Annotated in this window: 18 protein-coding genes; all 18 read left to right on the top strand. The window is 44.9% G+C overall.

The features are described from left to right. Nucleotides 1-172: 172 nt before the first annotated feature. The 18 genes from flaG to ctpB all read left to right on the top strand — a co-directional run bounded on the left by flaG (nucleotide 173) and on the right by ctpB (nucleotide 18,262). On the top strand, nucleotides 173-511 hold the full coding sequence (flaG, locus tag P3X63_RS19625) for a flagellar protein FlaG (protein WP_026588931.1): 339 nt from the start codon (nucleotides 173-175) through the stop codon (nucleotides 509-511). An 18-nt stretch (nucleotides 512-529) separates the two neighbouring features. Further along, nucleotides 530-2,035, top strand: coding sequence for a flagellar hook-associated protein 2 (locus P3X63_RS19620; RefSeq protein WP_026588930.1), 1,506 nt, complete (start codon nucleotides 530-532; stop codon nucleotides 2,033-2,035). Between the two features lie 17 nt (nucleotides 2,036-2,052). Then, nucleotides 2,053-2,454: a flagellar export chaperone FliS gene (gene fliS, locus P3X63_RS19615; RefSeq protein WP_026588929.1), complete on the top strand. Its 402-nt coding sequence runs from the start codon at nucleotides 2,053-2,055 to the stop codon at nucleotides 2,452-2,454. Further along, nucleotides 2,454-2,795 (top strand): flagellar protein FliT, encoded by a 342-nt coding sequence (fliT, locus tag P3X63_RS19610; RefSeq protein WP_277692946.1) that lies wholly within the window; start codon nucleotides 2,454-2,456, stop codon nucleotides 2,793-2,795. The genes fliS and fliT overlap by 1 nt, the downstream gene beginning before the upstream one ends. Nucleotides 2,796-2,804: 9 nt before the next feature. Next, a complete protein-coding gene (locus tag P3X63_RS19605) occupies nucleotides 2,805-3,182 on the top strand; it encodes a DUF8042 domain-containing protein (protein ID WP_026588927.1) in 378 nt (125 codons plus the stop codon). 271 nt (nucleotides 3,183-3,453) lie between these two features. Beyond that, nucleotides 3,454-4,017 carry a ribosome hibernation-promoting factor, HPF/YfiA family gene (gene hpf, locus P3X63_RS19600; protein WP_277691717.1) on the top strand — a complete coding sequence of 188 codons (564 nt, stop codon included), beginning with the start codon at nucleotides 3,454-3,456 and terminating at the stop codon, nucleotides 4,015-4,017. 152 nt (nucleotides 4,018-4,169) lie between these two features. Next, the gene (gene secA, locus P3X63_RS19595; protein WP_026588925.1) at nucleotides 4,170-6,695 is read left to right on the top strand and encodes a preprotein translocase subunit SecA; all 2,526 of its coding nucleotides are present in this window, start codon (nucleotides 4,170-4,172) and stop codon (nucleotides 6,693-6,695) included. Nucleotides 6,696-6,755: 60 nt separating this feature from the next. After that, a protein-coding gene (prfB, locus tag P3X63_RS19590) for a peptide chain release factor 2 (RefSeq protein ID WP_142246076.1) occupies nucleotides 6,756-7,857 on the top strand; the annotation gives its coding sequence in 2 pieces (ribosomal slippage) (nucleotides 6,756-6,827 and nucleotides 6,829-7,857; 1,101 coding nt in all). 206 nt (nucleotides 7,858-8,063) lie between these two features. After that, complete coding sequence (locus P3X63_RS19585; protein ID WP_026588923.1) at nucleotides 8,064-8,918, top strand: YitT family protein; 855 nt, start codon at nucleotides 8,064-8,066, stop codon at nucleotides 8,916-8,918. A 45-nt stretch (nucleotides 8,919-8,963) separates the two neighbouring features. Beyond that, nucleotides 8,964-9,287, top strand: a complete 324-nt coding sequence (cccB, locus tag P3X63_RS19580; protein WP_026588922.1) for a cytochrome c551 — start codon at nucleotides 8,964-8,966, stop codon at nucleotides 9,285-9,287. Between the two features lie 341 nt (nucleotides 9,288-9,628). After that, the gene (gene ftsE / locus P3X63_RS19575; RefSeq protein ID WP_026588921.1) at nucleotides 9,629-10,315 is read left to right on the top strand and encodes a cell division ATP-binding protein FtsE; all 687 of its coding nucleotides are present in this window, start codon (nucleotides 9,629-9,631) and stop codon (nucleotides 10,313-10,315) included. Continuing rightward, nucleotides 10,308-11,198 (top strand): permease-like cell division protein FtsX, encoded by an 891-nt coding sequence (ftsX, locus tag P3X63_RS19570; protein WP_026588920.1) that lies wholly within the window; start codon nucleotides 10,308-10,310, stop codon nucleotides 11,196-11,198. The genes ftsE and ftsX overlap by 8 nt, the downstream gene beginning before the upstream one ends. 95 nt (nucleotides 11,199-11,293) lie before the next feature. Next, on the top strand, nucleotides 11,294-12,544 hold the full coding sequence (locus P3X63_RS19565; RefSeq protein ID WP_026588919.1) for a murein hydrolase activator EnvC family protein: 1,251 nt from the start codon (nucleotides 11,294-11,296) through the stop codon (nucleotides 12,542-12,544). A gap of 189 nt (nucleotides 12,545-12,733) precedes the next feature. Continuing rightward, the gene (locus P3X63_RS19560) at nucleotides 12,734-13,687 is read left to right on the top strand and encodes a LytTR family transcriptional regulator DNA-binding domain-containing protein (RefSeq protein WP_277691716.1); all 954 of its coding nucleotides are present in this window, start codon (nucleotides 12,734-12,736) and stop codon (nucleotides 13,685-13,687) included. 141 nt (nucleotides 13,688-13,828) lie between these two features. Then, entirely contained in the window at nucleotides 13,829-14,677 is an 849-nt protein-coding gene (locus tag P3X63_RS19555; protein ID WP_277691715.1) for an ABC transporter ATP-binding protein, read from the top strand. Further along, complete coding sequence (locus P3X63_RS19550) at nucleotides 14,677-15,366, top strand: ABC transporter permease (RefSeq protein WP_277691714.1); 690 nt, start codon at nucleotides 14,677-14,679, stop codon at nucleotides 15,364-15,366. The genes P3X63_RS19555 and P3X63_RS19550 overlap by 1 nt, the downstream gene beginning before the upstream one ends. A 322-nt stretch (nucleotides 15,367-15,688) precedes the next feature. Beyond that, a complete protein-coding gene (locus tag P3X63_RS19545; RefSeq protein WP_277691713.1) occupies nucleotides 15,689-16,747 on the top strand; it encodes a tartrate dehydrogenase in 1,059 nt (352 codons plus the stop codon). Between the two features lie 123 nt (nucleotides 16,748-16,870). After that, a complete protein-coding gene (gene ctpB, locus P3X63_RS19540) occupies nucleotides 16,871-18,262 on the top strand; it encodes a carboxy-terminal processing protease CtpB (RefSeq protein ID WP_026588914.1) in 1,392 nt (463 codons plus the stop codon). The last annotated feature ends 259 nt before the right edge of the window (nucleotides 18,263-18,521 follow it).

The raw sequence follows: 18,521 nt of genomic DNA, 5'->3' as shown, positions 1-18,521 counted from the left end.
CCTCCAAAATCCGCAGCCATTCCTTTAGCAAATCCATGATACAATGAAAAATCAGCTTCATTTTAAAATCGATTTTTCAAGTGAAACCAAACAAGTTTTTTTCCAATAAATATTGAACTTGACTAAACCTAACCGATATAAACGATAGATCAAAGCATGGGGGATGAAATAGATGTCAATTGAGAGCGTCCATTCGATTTCCGACCGGATTATGAATGCTTATCAGTTAAAGGCGGCGAATCCTGTTGAGGAACAGGAGCGAGGGAATTCAGCTGAGTACGAAGTTTCTTTTCCGGAACTGCAGAAGACGGTTGAGGGAGCAAATCGCCTGCTGGAACCAACACAAATTCACCTTCAGTTTGAACTTCATGAAAAATTAAATGAATATTTTGTTAAAGTAGTAGATAATAAAACGAACGAAGTCATCCGGGAAATTCCGCCTAAAAAATGGCTCGATTTCTACGCGGCGATGGCTGAGTTTATGGGCTTGATTGTTGATAAATCTTTATAATAAAGGAGAGAATGCGTGATGGTAACAAGAATTACCGGGCTTGCCAGCGGAATGGATATAGATTCTATGGTTGAAAATTTGATGAGGGCGGAGCGAACGCCTCTGGACAAGCTCAATCAGAAGAAACAGCGCTTAGAATGGCAGCGCGACAGCTACCGCGACATCAACAAGAAACTTGAAGAGTTCTCTAAATATGTCTTTGATAATATGATTCTATCTACAAACTACAATAAAAAAACGGTTTCAAGTTCAGATACATCAAAAGTGACGGCCAAGGCGGTCAATGCAGAAAACAATGTCACAACACAAATTAAGGTGGGAAACCTTGCGACCGCGTCTACATATAAGTCGACAGGTACGATTAATTACACCGCAGGTTCAGCCCGAACGCTGACTTTTAACGTTACGAAACCGGGAGAGACGAAATCCAGCCCGGTCAGCATCAAAATATCCAGCTCGGATACCCTCGACCAGGTCGTATCTAAAATTAACAGCTCTGGGCTTGGCGTAACTGCGATGAAAGAAAATATTAAAAATGCAGCCGGTGATTATGTCGAAACGATCGCTTTAACGTCCAATGCGACAGGCGCCGGCGGGGTGATTCAGGCGGCTGATTCTGCGACGGCAAGCTTTATGTCGGATCAGCTCGGTTTCACGCTCGATGCCTCCAACAACCTGACAGCCAGCACAGAAGGCGTTGACGCCGTCATCACCTTCAACGGCCTTGAGATGAAAAAGTCATCAAATACCTTTAATGTCAATGGTGTAGAGTACACGCTCACCGGTGTGACGGGAATCGCCGACACAGACACACCAGTGACCATTTCAACCGCCACCGATGTAGACGGGATTTATGACAGCATCAAAGAATTTGTCGACAAATACAATGAACTGGTCGACGAAATCAATTCAAAGCTGAACGAAAACAAGTACAGAGACTATCAGCCTTTGACTGACGAGCAAAAGAAGGCAATGTCAGAGGATGAAATCAAACTATGGGAAGAAAAGGCGAAAAGCGGATTGCTTCGCAACGACTCCATTTTGTCAGGCAGCACCAACGCGATGCGGGCTAAGATGTACGAAAGCGTGTCTGTCAATGGACAGACCCTGCAGCTGGCCGAATTCGGCATTACGACAACAAGCATCTATTCTTTGCGCGGGCATTTGGAAATCGATGAAGATAAACTGAAGGAAAAAATCGCTGAAGACCCTCAGGCTGTCGTCAATTTATTTAAAGCGGACGGCGTGACATCAGGGGAAAAAGGGATTGCCAGACGACTCCGGGAAACCTTGGAGGACACGGTTAACCAAATCGAGAAAAAAGCCGGAAATTCCGGTTTGGCATCTTCTCAATATATTTTGGGCAAAAGTCTGTCATCTGTCGAAAACAGCATCTCCGATATGGAAAACCGTTTAAAAGATATCGAAAACCGTTACTATAACAAGTTCACCGCGTTGGAGACGGCGATTCAAAAAATGAATTCTCAATCTGAATACATCAGCCAGATGTTTAGCGCATCATAATATGGAGGATCAAAACAATGGCGATTAACAACCCTTACGCAGCTTACCAGCAAAATTCAGTAAACACCGCTTCCCCCGGGGAGTTAACGCTCATGCTGTATAACGGCTGCCTGAAATTTATTAAAAAAGCTCAGCAGGGAATTGAGCAGGGCGACATGGAAATGAAAAATGAAAACCTGGTAAAGGCGCAAAATATCATCCGAGAATTGAACATCACCCTTGACAGAAGCATCGAAATAGGCGAATCGATGGCGGCCATGTACGAATACATTTACCGACGCCTGGTGGATGCCAATATTCATAATGATCTCGACATCCTGCGCGAAGCCGAGGGGTATGTCATTGAGTTTCGCGATACGTGGAAAGAGGTCATGCAAATCGAACGGCAGGGCCGGCACGGATCAGGCGGGCAGGCATGATGAGCAGAACAGAGCTCATATACAGCGAAACGAAAAACATGCTGGCAGAGATCAAGGATGCCCCAGAAACTGATGAGCTGCTTCAGACCATTGAAGACTTTCTGGCGAAGCGGGAGGACTTGCTCAAAGAGATCAAGCTTCCCCTTTCTACTGAAGAAAAACACCAGATGGCTCAAGTGATGGAATGGGATCCATTGATTGTTGATGAGCTGAAAAGGCTGCAGCAGGCCGTCAAACAAGAGCTGATCCAAGTGAAGAAGAAGCGCACCCTGCACAATACGTATATGAACCCATACAACAATATCACGATCGACGGCCGCTATTATGACAAGCGCAAATAGGTGAGACATTTGACAAGCACCGAGGATTATATGCTTTTAACAACGTATTATCAGCTTTTGTTTACGATTGAAGAAGGGTTTTGCTATTTGATCGAGGCGAATCAAAACTTGGAGAAGACGGAAGGGGAGCGGATTTTTAACGATTTGATCTATGCTTTTTTTCAATTGGATTCATCGCACACGGTTCTGCTTTCAATAGTGGAGACAAGCTGTGTCAAATCGTCCATTCGTTTCTTTGACAGGGTCTTCCGCGAGTTTGACCGTCTGATTTATCACAATTATCCTTCCGCTGAGTTTCACCACGATTTGATCAACCGTTTTTTACCGCTTTACCGAAAATGGATGAATGCGATTCATCAATGCATGAGACCGTATGTGATCCATTGATGGCCATACGCCCGGCAGCATGTCGGGTGTATGGCCGTTATGTTTAGAAAGGGAGGGGCTTTGTCCGAGTTTCGAAAGTAACGTTCTGATTTCTTCCGTTCCTGCATATATCTAGGATTCCAAAAGGGAATTTACATCGGTGACATCTTAAAGGACAAAATTCGTCAAAATTCACGGATTTTTCACATAATTTTTACGTTTATGCAGGATTTCAGAAGGGAAAAGGAGAAATGTATTTACATATCCTTAATATAAAGGAGGCGTTCTTTTGATGGAGTACAACGTCAGAGGAGAAAACATTGAGGTAACGGCAGCGTTAAGAGAACACGTCGAGAAGAAAATTGGAAAGCTGGAGCGTTATTTTGAAAATAACGTCGATGCGATTGTCCAGGTCAACTTGAAATTTTACAATGATCAGGAATCAAAGGTTGAAGTGACAATTCCAATGACAGACCTCTCTCTCCGTGCGGAAGTTCATCACGAAGATATGTACACAGCAGTAGATCTAGCAGTAAACAAACTGGAACGTCAAATTCGCAAGCATAAAACAAAAGTGAATCGCAAATTTCGCGAAAAGGGTTCTCCGAAATATGTATTTGCGGAAGGGAACGGCATCGGCACCGCCCTCCATGAGGAAGAAACAGATGATGAACAGCCGCAGGTTGTCCGTCAAAAGCGTTTTAACTTAAAACCGATGGATAATGAAGAAGCGATTTTACAAATGAATATGCTTGGACACAGCTTCTATGTCTTCACGAACGCCGAAACCAATCTGACCAATGTGGTTTATCGAAGAAACGACGGAAAGTACGGTTTGATCGAACCGAATGAATAAAGAATGAGCAGCACCCCTCTCGGTTGCCCCGCAGAGGGGATTTTTCCGTTGATCTGCGGTAAATTGTTTGGAAATGACAAAAGGTGTGATATGATAATTGATATATATAAATCACTGTTTAAACAAGGAAAATTACAGAGGAGCGTTATTCTATGCTTGGAATTTTAAATAAAGTGTTTGATCCGACAAAACGCACGCTCAGCCGTTATGAAAAGAAGGCGAATGAGATTGATGCGCTCAAAGCGGAGATGGAAAAGCTTTCTGATGAAGCGCTGAAACATAAAACGATCGAGTTTAAAGAACGGCTTGAGAAAGGCGAATCGGTTGATAACCTTTTAACAGAAGCGTTTGCCGTCGTCAGGGAAGCCTCCCGGCGCGTCACCGGCATGTTTCCGTTTAAAGTTCAGCTGATGGGGGGGATTGCCCTTCATGAAGGAAATATCGCCGAAATGAAAACGGGGGAAGGTAAAACATTGACTTCCACGATGCCCGTTTATTTAAACGCGCTTTCCGGAAAAGGCGTCCACGTCGTGACGGTCAACGAATACCTGGCAAGCCGCGACGCCGAAGAGATGGGGCAAATCTTTCAATTTCTCGGACTGACGGTCGGTTTGAACTTGAACAGTCTGTCAAAAGACGAGAAACGCGAGGCTTATGGCGCCGATATTACGTATTCGACCAACAATGAGCTCGGCTTTGACTACTTGCGGGACAACATGGTTCTTTATAAAGAGCAGATGGTTCAGCGTCCGCTTCATTTCGCGGTCATCGATGAAGTCGATTCGATCTTGATTGATGAGGCGAGAACACCGCTGATTATTTCCGGACAAGCGGCCAAATCGACGAAGCTTTATGTGCAGGCCAACGCGTTTGTGCGGACATTAAAAGCTGAACAGGACTACACATACGATATTAAAACAAAAGCTGTTCAGCTGACGGAAGAAGGCATGACAAAGGCGGAAAAAGCGTTTGGCATCGAAAACCTGTTCGATGTCCGCCATGTGGCATTAAACCACCATATCGCCCAGGCGTTAAAAGCGCATGCGGCGATGCATAAAGATGTTGACTATGTCGTGGAAGAAGGACAGGTTATCATCGTCGATTCCTTTACAGGTCGTCTGATGAAGGGCCGCCGCTACAGCGACGGACTCCACCAGGCGATTGAAGCGAAGGAAGGGCTGGAAATTCAAAATGAAAGCATGACGCTTGCGACGATCACCTTCCAAAACTACTTCCGGATGTATGAAAAGCTGGCCGGTATGACGGGTACGGCGAAGACGGAAGAAGAGGAATTCCGCAACATCTACAACATGCAGGTTGTGACGATTCCGACGAACAAGCCGATTGCCCGGGATGACCGTCCTGATTTGATTTACCGAACCATGGAAGGCAAATTTAAAGCGGTCGCCGAGGATGTCGCCCAGCGCTATATGGTCGGACAGCCGGTTCTTGTCGGCACCGTTGCGGTCGAAACGTCTGAATTGATTTCCAAGCTTCTGAAAAACAAGGGAATCCCGCATCAGGTGTTGAACGCGAAAAACCATGAACGCGAAGCGCAGATCATTGAAGACGCCGGCCAAAAAGGCGCGGTGACGATCGCGACGAACATGGCGGGACGCGGAACGGACATCAAGCTTGGCGAAGGTGTCAAAGAGCTTGGAGGGCTTGCGGTTATCGGGACCGAGCGCCATGAATCGCGCCGGATTGACAACCAGCTCCGCGGACGCTCAGGACGTCAGGGAGACCCCGGGATCACGCAATTTTATCTGTCAATGGAAGATGAATTGATGAAGCGGTTCGGAGCCGAGCGGACGATGGCGATGCTCGATCGTTTCGGGATGGATGATTCGACACCAATCCAAAGCAAGATGGTGTCAAGAGCGGTCGAATCTTCACAAAAACGTGTCGAAGGAAACAACTTTGACGCCCGTAAGCAGCTTCTGCAATATGACGATGTCCTCCGCCAGCAGCGCGAGGTCATCTACAAGCAGCGCTTTGAGGTGATTGATTCCGACAACCTCCGCTCCATCGTCGAAGACATGATCAAATCTTCACTGGAACGGACCGTCGCTTCGTTCACTCCGAGAGAGGAGCTGCCTGAAGAGTGGAATCTCGACGGGCTCGTCGAACTGATCAATGCGAACTTCCTTGATGATGGGCTGCTTGAAAAGAGCGACATTTTCGGAAAAGAGCCTGAGGAAATCACAGAGCTTGTGTTTGACAGGATCAAAACGAAATACAATGAAAAAGAAGAGAGATACGGCGCAGAACAAATGCGCGAATTTGAAAAAGTGATCGTTCTTCGCGAAGTGGATACGAAATGGATGGATCATATTGACGCGATGGATCAGCTCCGTCAAGGCATTCATCTGCGGGCATACGCCCAGACAAATCCGCTCCGTGAATATCAGATGGAAGGCTTCGCCATGTTTGAAAACATGGTCGCCGCCATCGAGGATGACGTTTCAAAATTCGTCATGAAGGCTGAAATTGAAAACAACCTTGAGCGCGAAGAGGTTGTTCAAGGACAGACGACAGCCCATCAGCCGCAAGAAGGCGATGAGGCCAAACAGGCGAAGAAAAAACCGGTCCGCAAAGCGGTCGATATCGGCCGAAACGACCCGTGTTACTGCGGAAGCGGAAAAAAATATAAAAACTGCTGCGGAAGAACAGAATAAAAAGAGGTGTGCGCCTCTTTTTATTTTGCTCCGGCTTGAATACATGATGAGGTGAAGAACATGGAATTAGTTGAAATCAGACAGGAACTTGAAAATATGGCTACTCGATTAGCGGACTTTAGGGGGTCTCTTTGACCTCGAAGCAAAGGAAGCGAGAATTAAAGAATTAGAAGAGCAGATGGCTGATCCTGACTTTTGGGGTGATCAGCAAAAAGCGCAGACGATCATCAATGAAGCGAATGGCCTAAAAGACTATGTCAACACATACAAAGATTTAAGCGAGTCGCATGAAGATCTGCAAATGACGCACGATCTTTTAAAAGAAGACCCGGACCCTGATCTTCAGGCTGAACTCGTAGACGAGCTGAAAAGCTTGACAAAGCGGTTCAATGAATTTGAGCTGCAGCTATTGTTAAGTGAGCCGTATGATAAAAACAATGCGATCCTTGAGCTTCATCCGGGCGCCGGCGGAACCGAATCCCAGGATTGGGGTTCCATGCTTCTCAGAATGTATACGAGATGGGCTGAGCGCCGCGGATTTAAAGTGGAGACACTTGATTACCTCCCCGGCGATGAAGCGGGAATCAAGTCCGTCACACTTTTGATCAAAGGACATAATGCATACGGTTATTTAAAAGCGGAAAAAGGCGTGCACAGGCTCGTCAGGATTTCTCCGTTTGACTCCTCAGGCCGCAGGCATACGTCGTTCGTTTCCTGTGATGTCATGCCTGAATTCAATGAAGAAATTGATATCGAGATCCGCACGGAAGATATTAAAGTCGATACGTACCGGGCGAGCGGAGCGGGCGGACAGCACGTCAATACGACGGACTCGGCCGTCCGTATCACCCACTTGCCGACAGGGGTCATCGTCACATGCCAAACAGAACGTTCGCAAATTAAAAACCGCGAGCGCGCGATGAAAATGCTCAAATCAAAGCTGTATCAGCGCAGAATTGAGGAGCAGCAGGCACAGCTCGATGAAATTCGCGGCGAACAAAAGGAAATCGGCTGGGGAAGCCAGATCCGTTCATATGTTTTCCATCCGTATTCTCTTGTCAAAGATCATCGCACCAATACGGAAATGGGGAACGTGCAGGCTGTCATGGACGGTGACATCGATTCGTTCATTGATGCATACTTGCGTTCAAAGCTGTCCTAAATGAATGAGACACATCCATATCGGATGTGTCTTTTTTTGATGCGGCTAAACCCGTCAGCGTTTGTCCATGATAAGTCGTAAGAGCGGGACAACCTTTGCTCCTCTGCCGCTTTATCCGATTAACACGTTATCCGGCTGTTATTTACTTACAATAGGCGAAATGCTATACTCTCGATTGGTAAAGAAATGTGCGGGGGATGACATACATGACATTTGACAAGAAAAGATATCACGTTTGGCAGGCGATGCGCGATTACGGCTACATTCTTTTAGGGTCGGCGATTGTCGCTGTCACATTTAACATGTTTTTGCTGCCGAACCGGATTGCAGCCGGCGGGGTCAGCGGAATCAGTACGATACTGCAATCATTCGGTTTTGAAGCGGCCTATGTCCAATGGGCTTTTAATATTCCTTTATTTGTCGCCGGCGTCTTGATCCTTGGCGGGAAGTTCGGAGTAAAGACGCTTGTTGGATCTGTGTTTCTCCCGCTTGTTGTCTATCTGACGAGGAATATCGCGCCTGCGACGGAAAATGCGCTGTTGGCAGCCATTTTTGGCGGCGTCGGGATCGGAGCGGGAATCGGAATGGTTTTCCTTGGGAGAGGCTCGACAGGCGGGACTGCGCTTGCGGCTCAAATCATTCATAAGTACACAGGGCTGTCCCAGGGGAAGTGCCTGGCACTGATAGATGGAACGATCGTGCTGTCGGCGATGTTCGTTTTTAATATTGAGCAAGGGCTTTATGCTATGCTTGGCGTTTACATATCGAGCAAAACGATCGATGTCATTCAGCTCGGCTTGAATCGCTCAAAAATGGCGATGATTATTACAAACCGGGAAGAAGAAGTACGACAAGCGGTTTTGAAGAAGATCGACAGAGGCATTACAAAAATCTCGGCTGTCGGGGGCTATACGGATGATGAACGTCCCATCCTGATGTGTGTTGTCGGCCAAACGGAGTTCACAAAGCTGAAACAACTGGTGAAGCACATTGATGAGTCTGCATTTGTCATTGCTATGGACGCTTCTGAGGTGCTCGGAGAGGGTTTCAAACGCGCGTGATCGAAGGTATAATAGGATTGATTTGTAAAAGGAGCTGACCTCAAAATGAAAATGAAGCTGTTTACTCTGTTTATGGCTGTTTCCTTTGTGCTCGCCGCCTGCGGAGGCAACAATGAAAGCAAAGAAAAAAATACAGGCGGGCAAGCGACTGCATCTGACGGGGAAGAAATTTACCAGCAAAACTGCACAGGCTGCCACGGCAAGGATCTGGCCGGCGGCTCTGCGCCGAGCTTGAAAGAAGTCGGCGGCAAATATGATGAAAAAGAAATTAAAGACATCGTTGTCAATGGCCGCGGCAATATGCCGGGAAACCTTGTCAAAGAAGATGAAGCAGAAGAGATTGCAAAATGGCTTTCCGAGAAAAAATAGGAAGCGTCCCAGGGGGAACCTTTTTCACACGGGAGTGAAAAAGGTTCTTTTTGTGTTGAATGATTCTTTTTACCTAATGAAAAAGTGGGTAAAACAGGTTATTTCGTCTTGGAAAAGGCCTAAAGTACACATTTTCTGGGGGATTTTACGTTTTTCCTATAACTAATGTCGTTATTGAAACAAAACTGTAATATCATTTTGTCTAATCTTGACGTATAATGGGTGTTGTTGAAAAAGAGAGCAACACAGCTTGCGGACTGCAAGCGGATTGATAAAGGACATAAAACGACATACGGTTTCGAAGAGTATGACCGTATAAACATAAAAGATTAGGTGATTACATGATCGAAATGACAGATGTGTATAAGACTTATTCCAACGGGGTTTCAGCGCTGAACGGAATAAGCATTTCAATATATCCCGGGGAGTTTGTTTATGTTGTCGGGCCCAGCGGAGCCGGAAAGTCAACCTTTATTAAAATGATCTACCGCGAGGAAAAGCCTTCCAAAGGGAAGATTGTCATCAACAAGAAAAATTTGGCCCAAGTAAAAGAAAAAGATATTCCATATGTCAGAAGAAAAATCGGCGTCGTCTTCCAGGACTTTAAACTGCTGCCGAAGCTGACGGTGTTTGAAAATGTCGCATTTGCTTTGGAAGTCATCGGGGAGCGACCTGAGGTCATCAGGAAAAAAGTGCTTGAAGTCCTTGATCTCGTACAGCTGAAGCATAAGGCAAGGCAATTTCCCGACCAGCTTTCAGGCGGTGAGCAGCAAAGGGTATCGATCGCAAGGTCAATCGTCAACAGCCCTGATGTGGTCATAGCGGACGAGCCGACGGGAAACCTTGACCCGGAGACATCTTGGGAAATCATGCGAACGCTTGAAGAAATCAACAACCGCGGAACAACAGTCGTTATGGCGACTCATAATAAAGAAATCGTCAACACCATGAAGAAACGTGTCATCGCAATCGAAGACGGAGTCATTGTGCGTGATGAATCTAGAGGGGAGTATGGTTCTTATGATTAGAACTCTCGGACGGCATTTGCGCGAGAGTCTGAAATCTCTCGGGAGAAACACGTGGATGACCTTCGCATCCATCAGTGCTGTAACCGTAACACTCATCTTGGTCGGGGTATTTTTGGTGATCATGTTCAACCTATTGCATATGACATCAAACGTCGAAAAACAAGTAGAAGTCAAAGTTTTAATCGACTTAACAGCCAATGAAGATAAAAGAGCTCAGCTTGAAAAAGATATTAAAGACATTCCAGAAGTCAGCAGTGTTAAATACTCTTCAAAAGATGAGGAGCTTAAAAACTTAAGAGACAGTTTTGGGGAAGACGGGGACGTCTTTGCAATGTTTGAGCAGGAAAATCCGTTGAACGATGCGTTCATCGTCAAAACGTCCAATCCTCAGGATACGCCAAAAGCGGCCAAAAAAATTGAGAAGCTCGGCAGCGTTTATAAGGTGAACTACGGGAAAGAGCAAGTTGACCGTCTGTTTAAAATCAGCAATGTTACCAAAGCCATCGGAATTGGATTAGTTGTCGGTCTCTTGTTTACAGCAATGTTCCTAATCTCTAACACCATTAAAATTACGATTTTTGCAAGACGGAAAGAAATCGAGATTATGAAGCTTGTAGGCGCGACAAACTGGTTTATCCGCTGGCCTTTCTTTATCGAAGGTCTGCTGCTCGGTGTATGCGGCTCCATCATTCCAATCGCGATCCTGGTCGGAATGTATGATCAAGCTATTCAATGGATTGCTCCAAAAGTGCAAGGAACTTTTATTGAGTTATTGCCATACAATCCGTTCGTGTTCCAGGTTTCCGCCATTTTGATGCTGATCGGCGGCATTATTGGCGTATGGGGAAGCTTGATGTCGATTCGAAAATTCTTGAAAGTTTAAACCGGCGCTTACCGCCGGTTCTGTCATGTTTAAAGCAGGGATTGCCTGTCAAGTGCAGGGCTCCCTTGATTCTTAAGGGCAAGGAGGTACCAAGGTTGAAAAGAAAGCTTATGACATTGGGATTGACTGCCGCAGTCGGAATGTCGGCGATTTTAATCCCGATCAAAAGCAACCATGCTTTAGCTTACGAAGACTTGGAGAAAAAGAAGAGCGACGTTCAGAGCAAGCAGTCGGAAAACCAGTCAAAACTTGAAAAAAAGAAGCGGGAACTTTCCGAGCTAGAGTCAAAGGAAGCAAGCTTGAAGAGCGATATCGAGAAGATTGACGGCAAAATGACCGACACGAATGAAAAGCTTGAAAAGAAAAAAGAAGAAATCGAGCAAACGAAGAAGCAGATCGACGAACTGAAACAGCAGATTCAAAAGCTGAAAAAGAAGATAGAGAAGCGTGACCGCATATTGAAAGAGCGGGTCCGATCCATGCAGGAAAACGGCGGTAACGTTCAATACATAGATGTTCTTCTCGGCTCGGATTCGTTTGCGGATTTCATCAGCCGTGCCAGCGCAGTATCGACCATTGTGACGGCGGACAAGGATTTAATGGAAGAGCAGAAAAAGGACCTTCAGCTCGTGGAGAAAAAAGAAGCAAAGCTGAATAAAAACCTGGAAAGCCTTGAAAAAGCGCTTAAAGATTTGGAAAAATTAAAAAAGACACTGGATGAGCAGCAAAAAGAAAAAACAAAAGTGATGGCGAAAGTGAAACAGGATCAAGACCATGTACACGATGAGCTTGGCTCACTTGAAAATGAAGCCGACGTTTTAAAGCGCCAGAATGAGGCGATAAAAGCGGAAGAAGAACTGCGCAAAAAGCAGGAAGCTGAAGAGCGCCGAAAGGCACAAAGCGGAAATTCAAAAGCTTCCGATGCAAAACCGTCCGCTCCAAGCAGCTCAGGCTTTATCCGCCCTGCTTCAGGGAGGCTGTCTTCAGGCTTTGGGCATCGTTCGGGCGGAAACCATTTTGGTATAGATATTGCCAAGCGAGGCTCAGGTGTACCGATTCATGCAGCGGCTGCGGGGACCGTGTATAATGCGCACTACTCGTCAAGCTATGGAAATGTTGTGTTCATCACCCATAACATCAATGGGCAAACGTATCAAACGGTTTATGCCCACATGTCTTCACTCAAAGTACGGACAGGCCAGCGCGTCAGTCAGGGACAAGTGATTGGCACGATGGGGAACACAGGGCACTCTTTTGGTCAGCACCTCCATTTCGAGATTCATAAAGGCCTGTGGAACAACGCAAAATCAAACGCCGTTGACCCGGCGAATTATATACCGCTATAATATCAAACCGGTTCGGTCCATGTAGACCGAACCGGTTTTTTGTCATTTTAGCGATCTCCGTGGCACCACCTTTTTTCAGGAGATTTTGCTATGGACTCATCAAACCAAAAAAGTAGAATAAACTCCAAAGCACTTCATGGTATACTAAATTAATCTGAAAAAAGAAGATCTGTTTGAACAGGAGTTTACATGATGACACATTTTACAATAAATGAAGAGATGATAAACAGCGAGTCGCTCCCGCCATTTACGCTTACGATCGAGGATACTTATGCCGCGGCAGTATATAGTGATACGGAGATACAGGCCGAACTCGTAAAGGTCCTCGAGAACAATGGCAAATTGACCGTTTTTGATCAACAGGAAGGTTTGTATCAGCGTCTGACGGTGGAGGGGAATATCGCTTTTTTCCATAAATGGTTCGGTTGTGAAACGCCACTGCCGGAAATTCTTGTACTGTTTGAACTGCAAAACTGTGCCAAAAAATCGCTGCATAAATGTTCGGAATCTGACATTCGCCGTGTCTATTTTGCGAAGTATTTCATGAGCGGTGTTCACCCGATGATCTTCCGCGAGCCGATCCATGGCACTGATGTCAGAACAATAAATACTTTTATGAACATGCTGCAAAAGTTGAGGGATCGCCACATACCTGTCATGATCTTATTATCCAATATGGAACACGCACTGCTGCTTGGGGATATAGCATACAAACTTCAGAAAAATGGTTTACAAAAAATCGAAATCATCGAAGGAGAAGAAAGGGCGACGGAAGCTAAAAACAGTGGAACAGCGACGACTACAAATTTTTTCAAGGTCCCGGCGAAAGTCGATGACAAGATGATATTATTTGATCCCTTGGAGATTGACTACATCGAAAGTCAGGATGGCAAAGCGATGATCGTTGTTCATGATGAATCATATGCGATGGATTCCACACTGGCAGAAATCGAGAAAAAATTAGCGGTTTATGGATTTTATCGATGTCATCGTTCGTATATCGTCAATTTACAAAAAGTCCGTGAAATCATTACATGGTCTAAAAATACATATTCACTGCGAATCGATAACAAATCCCAGTCGACGATTCCGTTGTCGCGAACGAAAATACAAGACATTCAGGAAAAATTCAGTCTGAAATAGGTACCGTTCACCCCATACAAACAGCATTTGCACGTATTTTAGTACAGTTTACCTTCGGGATGGTACATTCCATTCTCATATCACTGCATCAACTGGTTATATCCGTTACGATGAGAGCCGATCATCGAAGGGGGTTTTCAGTTGGAAAATGCAATAAAATTAACAGGAATGCAGAAATCGTTTGGACGACACACAGCTATTAAAGATGTCAGTTTTCATGTGAAAAAGGGTGAAATTTTTGGATTGCTTGGACCAAGCGGATCAGGCAAAACAACAACGATTAAAATCTTAACCGGAGAACTTGGACAATCGGCGGGTAAAGTAACGGTGCTCGGGATGGATTCATCCCGAATTGGAACAGCTGATTTTAAATCCAAGGTCGGGATCCTATCTGATAACAGTTCACTATATGAGCGACTGACGATCTATGATAATCTGAAATTATTTTGTAAATTGTACCATGCTCCGCTAAGTCAAATCGATGTGATGTTGCGTGAGGTTAACCTGCACGATCAGCGAACGAAAACGGTCTCGAAGTTGTCAAAAGGGATGAAACAGCGTGTACTTTTGGCTAAAGCACTCATTCATACACCTGAACTGGTATTTCTGGATGAACCAACATCTGCATTGGACCCGGGAAATATGGCGCACATTCACCGTGGACTAAAGAAGCTGAATGAAGCGGGAACAACCATTTTTCTGACAACGCACAATATGGAGGAAGCGAATGAATTGTGTGACCGTGTTGCATTTTTGCATAAAGGTGAAATAGTGGAAATGGATCGTCCAGATGTACTCCGTTACAAGTACTCGACGCACGCATTTCATGTTGAAACATTTGATGGAGAACGGATCGTCATCAAAAATAAACCGGAAAATGCGGATCAGATTAAGGAATTGGTGATACACAATCGAGTGAAATCAATGCATACCGACAATCCGACGCTCGGCCAAATCTTTTTGAAAGTGACTGGGGAGGAGCTGATATAATGAATATTCAACGTATAAGTGCCATCTTTGAAAAAGATATAAAAGACTTTATGAAAAATATGATGCTATTGATGATGCCGTTGATCCCGATTATATTATCGCTTTTATATGAGCGGATGAGCGCTGGCAAAGAGCTCCCTATTTATGTCATATATATCATTGTTGGGGCAACGTATTCAGCGGTTACTTCAAGCGGTATGATGACCATGATGGCAGAGGAAAATGAAAAGAAGACATTACGCGGTCTGATTCAGTCACCAGCGTCGTTTCTCGATATTATTGTCGGCAAAAGTCTTGTGATCGGATTGATGACTTTTATTTCCCTTGTTGTATCACTACTAATCGTTGGTTTTGACCCGTTTCTTCATTTCAGAGCGCTTCTTGGGTTGATCTTATTGTTCTTATACTTTTTATTGCTTGGCATTGGCCTATTTTCCAAGTCAATCGCTGCAACGTCTGCATACATCATGCCAGTGATGTTTCTGTTCGGATTTACATCGATGATTGAATTTCTTGGTTTGGATAAAGACAGTATCATTATCAAAGTTGCCGATACTTTTCCAATCATGCAAGCAATTGAGATACACGATACCAACTCCTGGCTGCCACTCGGTATTATAGCTGTTTGGGTTTTAGGCGCAGCCCTGTTTATGTATGTTTGTTTTAAGAAGACGATGACAGACGATTAATAGGGCTTTTTAAAAAGGCTGGGGAACTCCCGTCAACGAAGTGAGACTTGAAAAAGCGTACCTTTTCCAGCTTCATGCAGCTGCATTTCGATAAGAGTGCAGCTGTTTTTTATATTGCTTTCGCCTGGTATTACTTCACCATCCAAGGCTGAGAGATAATGTACATCCAGTGAAAGCCAACAAGGCTATTGTTACAATGAAAATAAAACAACCCTCATCTTTACGTTCATAAAATCAGCTTGTCAGAAAATATCTCCAGGTATAGAATGAAAGTGATATCAGTCGACTGTCGACAATTTAAAAAAAGCGAGGAGATTGGCCGATGAAAGTATTCAACATTGCCAGCATACCTGGAGACGGTGTGGGAAAAGAAGTCGTACCTGCAGCACAGCGTGTTTTGAAAGCGGTTTCTGATGTTCACGGAGGAATCTCATTTCAGTTTACAGAATTTCCATACAGCTGTGAGTATTATTTGGAGCACGGGGAAATGATGCCTGAAGACGGGTTGGAGCGGCTGAAGGACTTTGACAGCATATTTTTGGGAGCTGTCGGCAACAGCAAGCTTGTGCCGGACCATGTTTCATTATGGGGGCTGCTCATTAAAATACGCCGTGAATTCGAACAAGTCATCAATATTAGACCGGCGAAGTTTTTACAAGGGATCAAATCACCTTTAGCCAACCCGAAAGATTTTGATCTGCTTGTCGTCCGCGAAAACAGCGAAGGCGAATACAGCACGGTCGGCGGAAGAATCTACAGAGATGAAGAAGAAATCGCCATCCAAAACGCCGTTTTTTCAAGAAGAGGAGCGGAAAGGGCGATGCGCTTTGCGTTTGAGATGGCAGCCAAACGTAAACAACATGTCACGAGTGCGACAAAGTCAAACGGAATCATTCATTCGATGCCTTTCTGGGATGAAGTCTTTAAACAGACCGCCAAGGATTATCCGGATATCGCAACCGACTCACAGCACATTGACGCGCTGGCGGCGTTTTTTGTCACGAAGCCTGAGAAGTTTGACGTTATCGTTGCCAGCAACCTGTTCGGCGACATTTTAACCGATATCGGGGCGGCGATCATGGGTAGTGTAGGTATCGCGCCTGCGGCCAATATCAATGTAAACGGCAAATATCCGTCCATGTTTGAACCGGTGCACGGCTCAGCGCCCGATATTATCGGAAAAGGGATCGCCAATCCAATCGGACAAATCTGGACGGCGAAAATGATGCTCGACCATTTTGGGGAAGAGGAGCTTGGAAGCAAACTGCTGGATGTCATTGAAGATGTGCTGAAAAGCGGCTTTTTAACCCCTGATATTGGCGGAGCGTGTACGACGGAAGAAGTGACAGATGAAGTGATCAAACGTCTCAAATATGCATAGGTAACAATGAAAAACTGCCGGTGTCATCCGGCGGTTTTTTTGAACCCTTCATTACATGAAAACAGCAATGTTGGCACATACTACATCAAGCAAACATAGTGCAGCGAGAAGAGGAGGTATAGGATGAACCAGAAAATTGCACGTCTCATCATGGCCGTCTGCCTGCTGTATGGTCTTTTATCAGGTGCTGCCCCAGCCCTTGCGGAGGGCAAAGATGAAGCCATGCAGAAGATTGAAAAAGCGTACGATCTGATCTCAAACGAATATGTAGAGCAGGTAGATAAAGAAAAGCTGTTGGAAGGCGCCATTCAAGGCATGCTTTCAACATTAAACGATCCATATTCCGTTTATATGGATAAACAGACTGCAAAACGATTTTCCGATTCTCTTGATTCCTCCTTTGAAGGAATCGGTGCGGAAATTGGCATGGAAGACCGAAAGATCATCATCGTTTCCCCATTTAAAAGGTCTCCGGCAGAAAAGGCCGGATTAAAACCGAATGATGAAATTTTGAGCATTGACGGAGAATCGATGGCGGGAATGGATTTGAATGATGCCGTACTTAAGATCAGGGGAAAAAAGGGTTCTACGGTTACGCTGAAGGTTCACCGCCCCGGTATGAGAGATCAGCTGACATTTAAGATCAAACGCGACGAAATCCCGCTTGAGACCGTTTTTGCATCCATTAAGAAAGTACAGAACAAGCCGGTCGGTTACATCGCGATTTCTTCTTTTTCCGAACATACAGCCAAGGATTTTGCGGCAGAACTGAAAAGGCTTGAGAAAAAGGGAATAAAAGGTCTTGTGTTGGATGTGAGGGGGAATCCCGGAGGATATTTGCAAAGTGTTGAAGAAATTTTAAAACATTTTGTGACAAAAGATCATCCGTATATTCAAATTGCCGAAAGAAACGGAAATAAAAAGCAATACTTCTCCAAACTTAAAGAGAAAAAGCCATATCCTGTAAGTGTGATCACGGATAAAGGGAGCGCTTCCGCTTCGGAAATTCTTGCCGGTGCATTAAAAGAAGCGGAGGGTTATCAGGTCGTCGGCGACCCTTCTTTTGGGAAAGGCACTGTGCAGCAGGCTGTTCCGATGGGGGATGGAAGCAATATCAAGCTGACCTTGTATAAATGGCTGACACCAAAAGGAAACTGGATCCATAAGAAAGGAATCCAGCCGACCGTTCCCGTAGCACAGCCTGCTTATTTCTCAGTGGGACCTGTACAGCTGAAAGAGCCGCTCAAGCTCGATATGAACAGCCGTGAAATCAAGCGCGCCCAGCTGCTTTTAAAAGGTCTTGGCTTTGATCCCGGCCGGTATGACGGATACTTCCATGAAGGCACTAAAAAAGCGGTGCTGGCCTTTCAGGCACAAAATAAGATGAAAAAGAATGGGGTCATTGACCAAAAAACGGCAAATACAATGAATCTTCGGATCGAGGAAAAAAAGATGGATGATCAAAACGATCTGCAGCTTCAGGCAGCGTTGAAAGTGCTATTTGACAAAAAGTGAGGATAACGGAATATCCTCACTTTTCTTATATTCGGAAAGTAAATTCTCAACCTTTTTACCTAAAATTTTTGTTTTTTCATAAAAAAAACATTCATAATGAATAGAAATGACCCGATAACATAAGTATATGGGAGACTTTATAAGGATGTAAAGATGCAGTAAAAATGTAACTTTTGCAAGTTGTATAGCAAAGGAAAAGTTTTTAAAATAGAAACAGACCTTTCATAAATTATAATGCGTGCATTTTTTTTGCGAAGAA

Origin of the sequence: Bacillus sp. HSf4, from assembly GCF_029537375.1 — a bacterium.
Classification (GTDB): domain Bacteria; phylum Bacillota; class Bacilli; order Bacillales; family Bacillaceae; genus Bacillus; species Bacillus sonorensis_A.
Note: the sequence above shows the minus strand (reverse complement) of the source record. Positions and strands in the feature narration are given on the sequence as shown.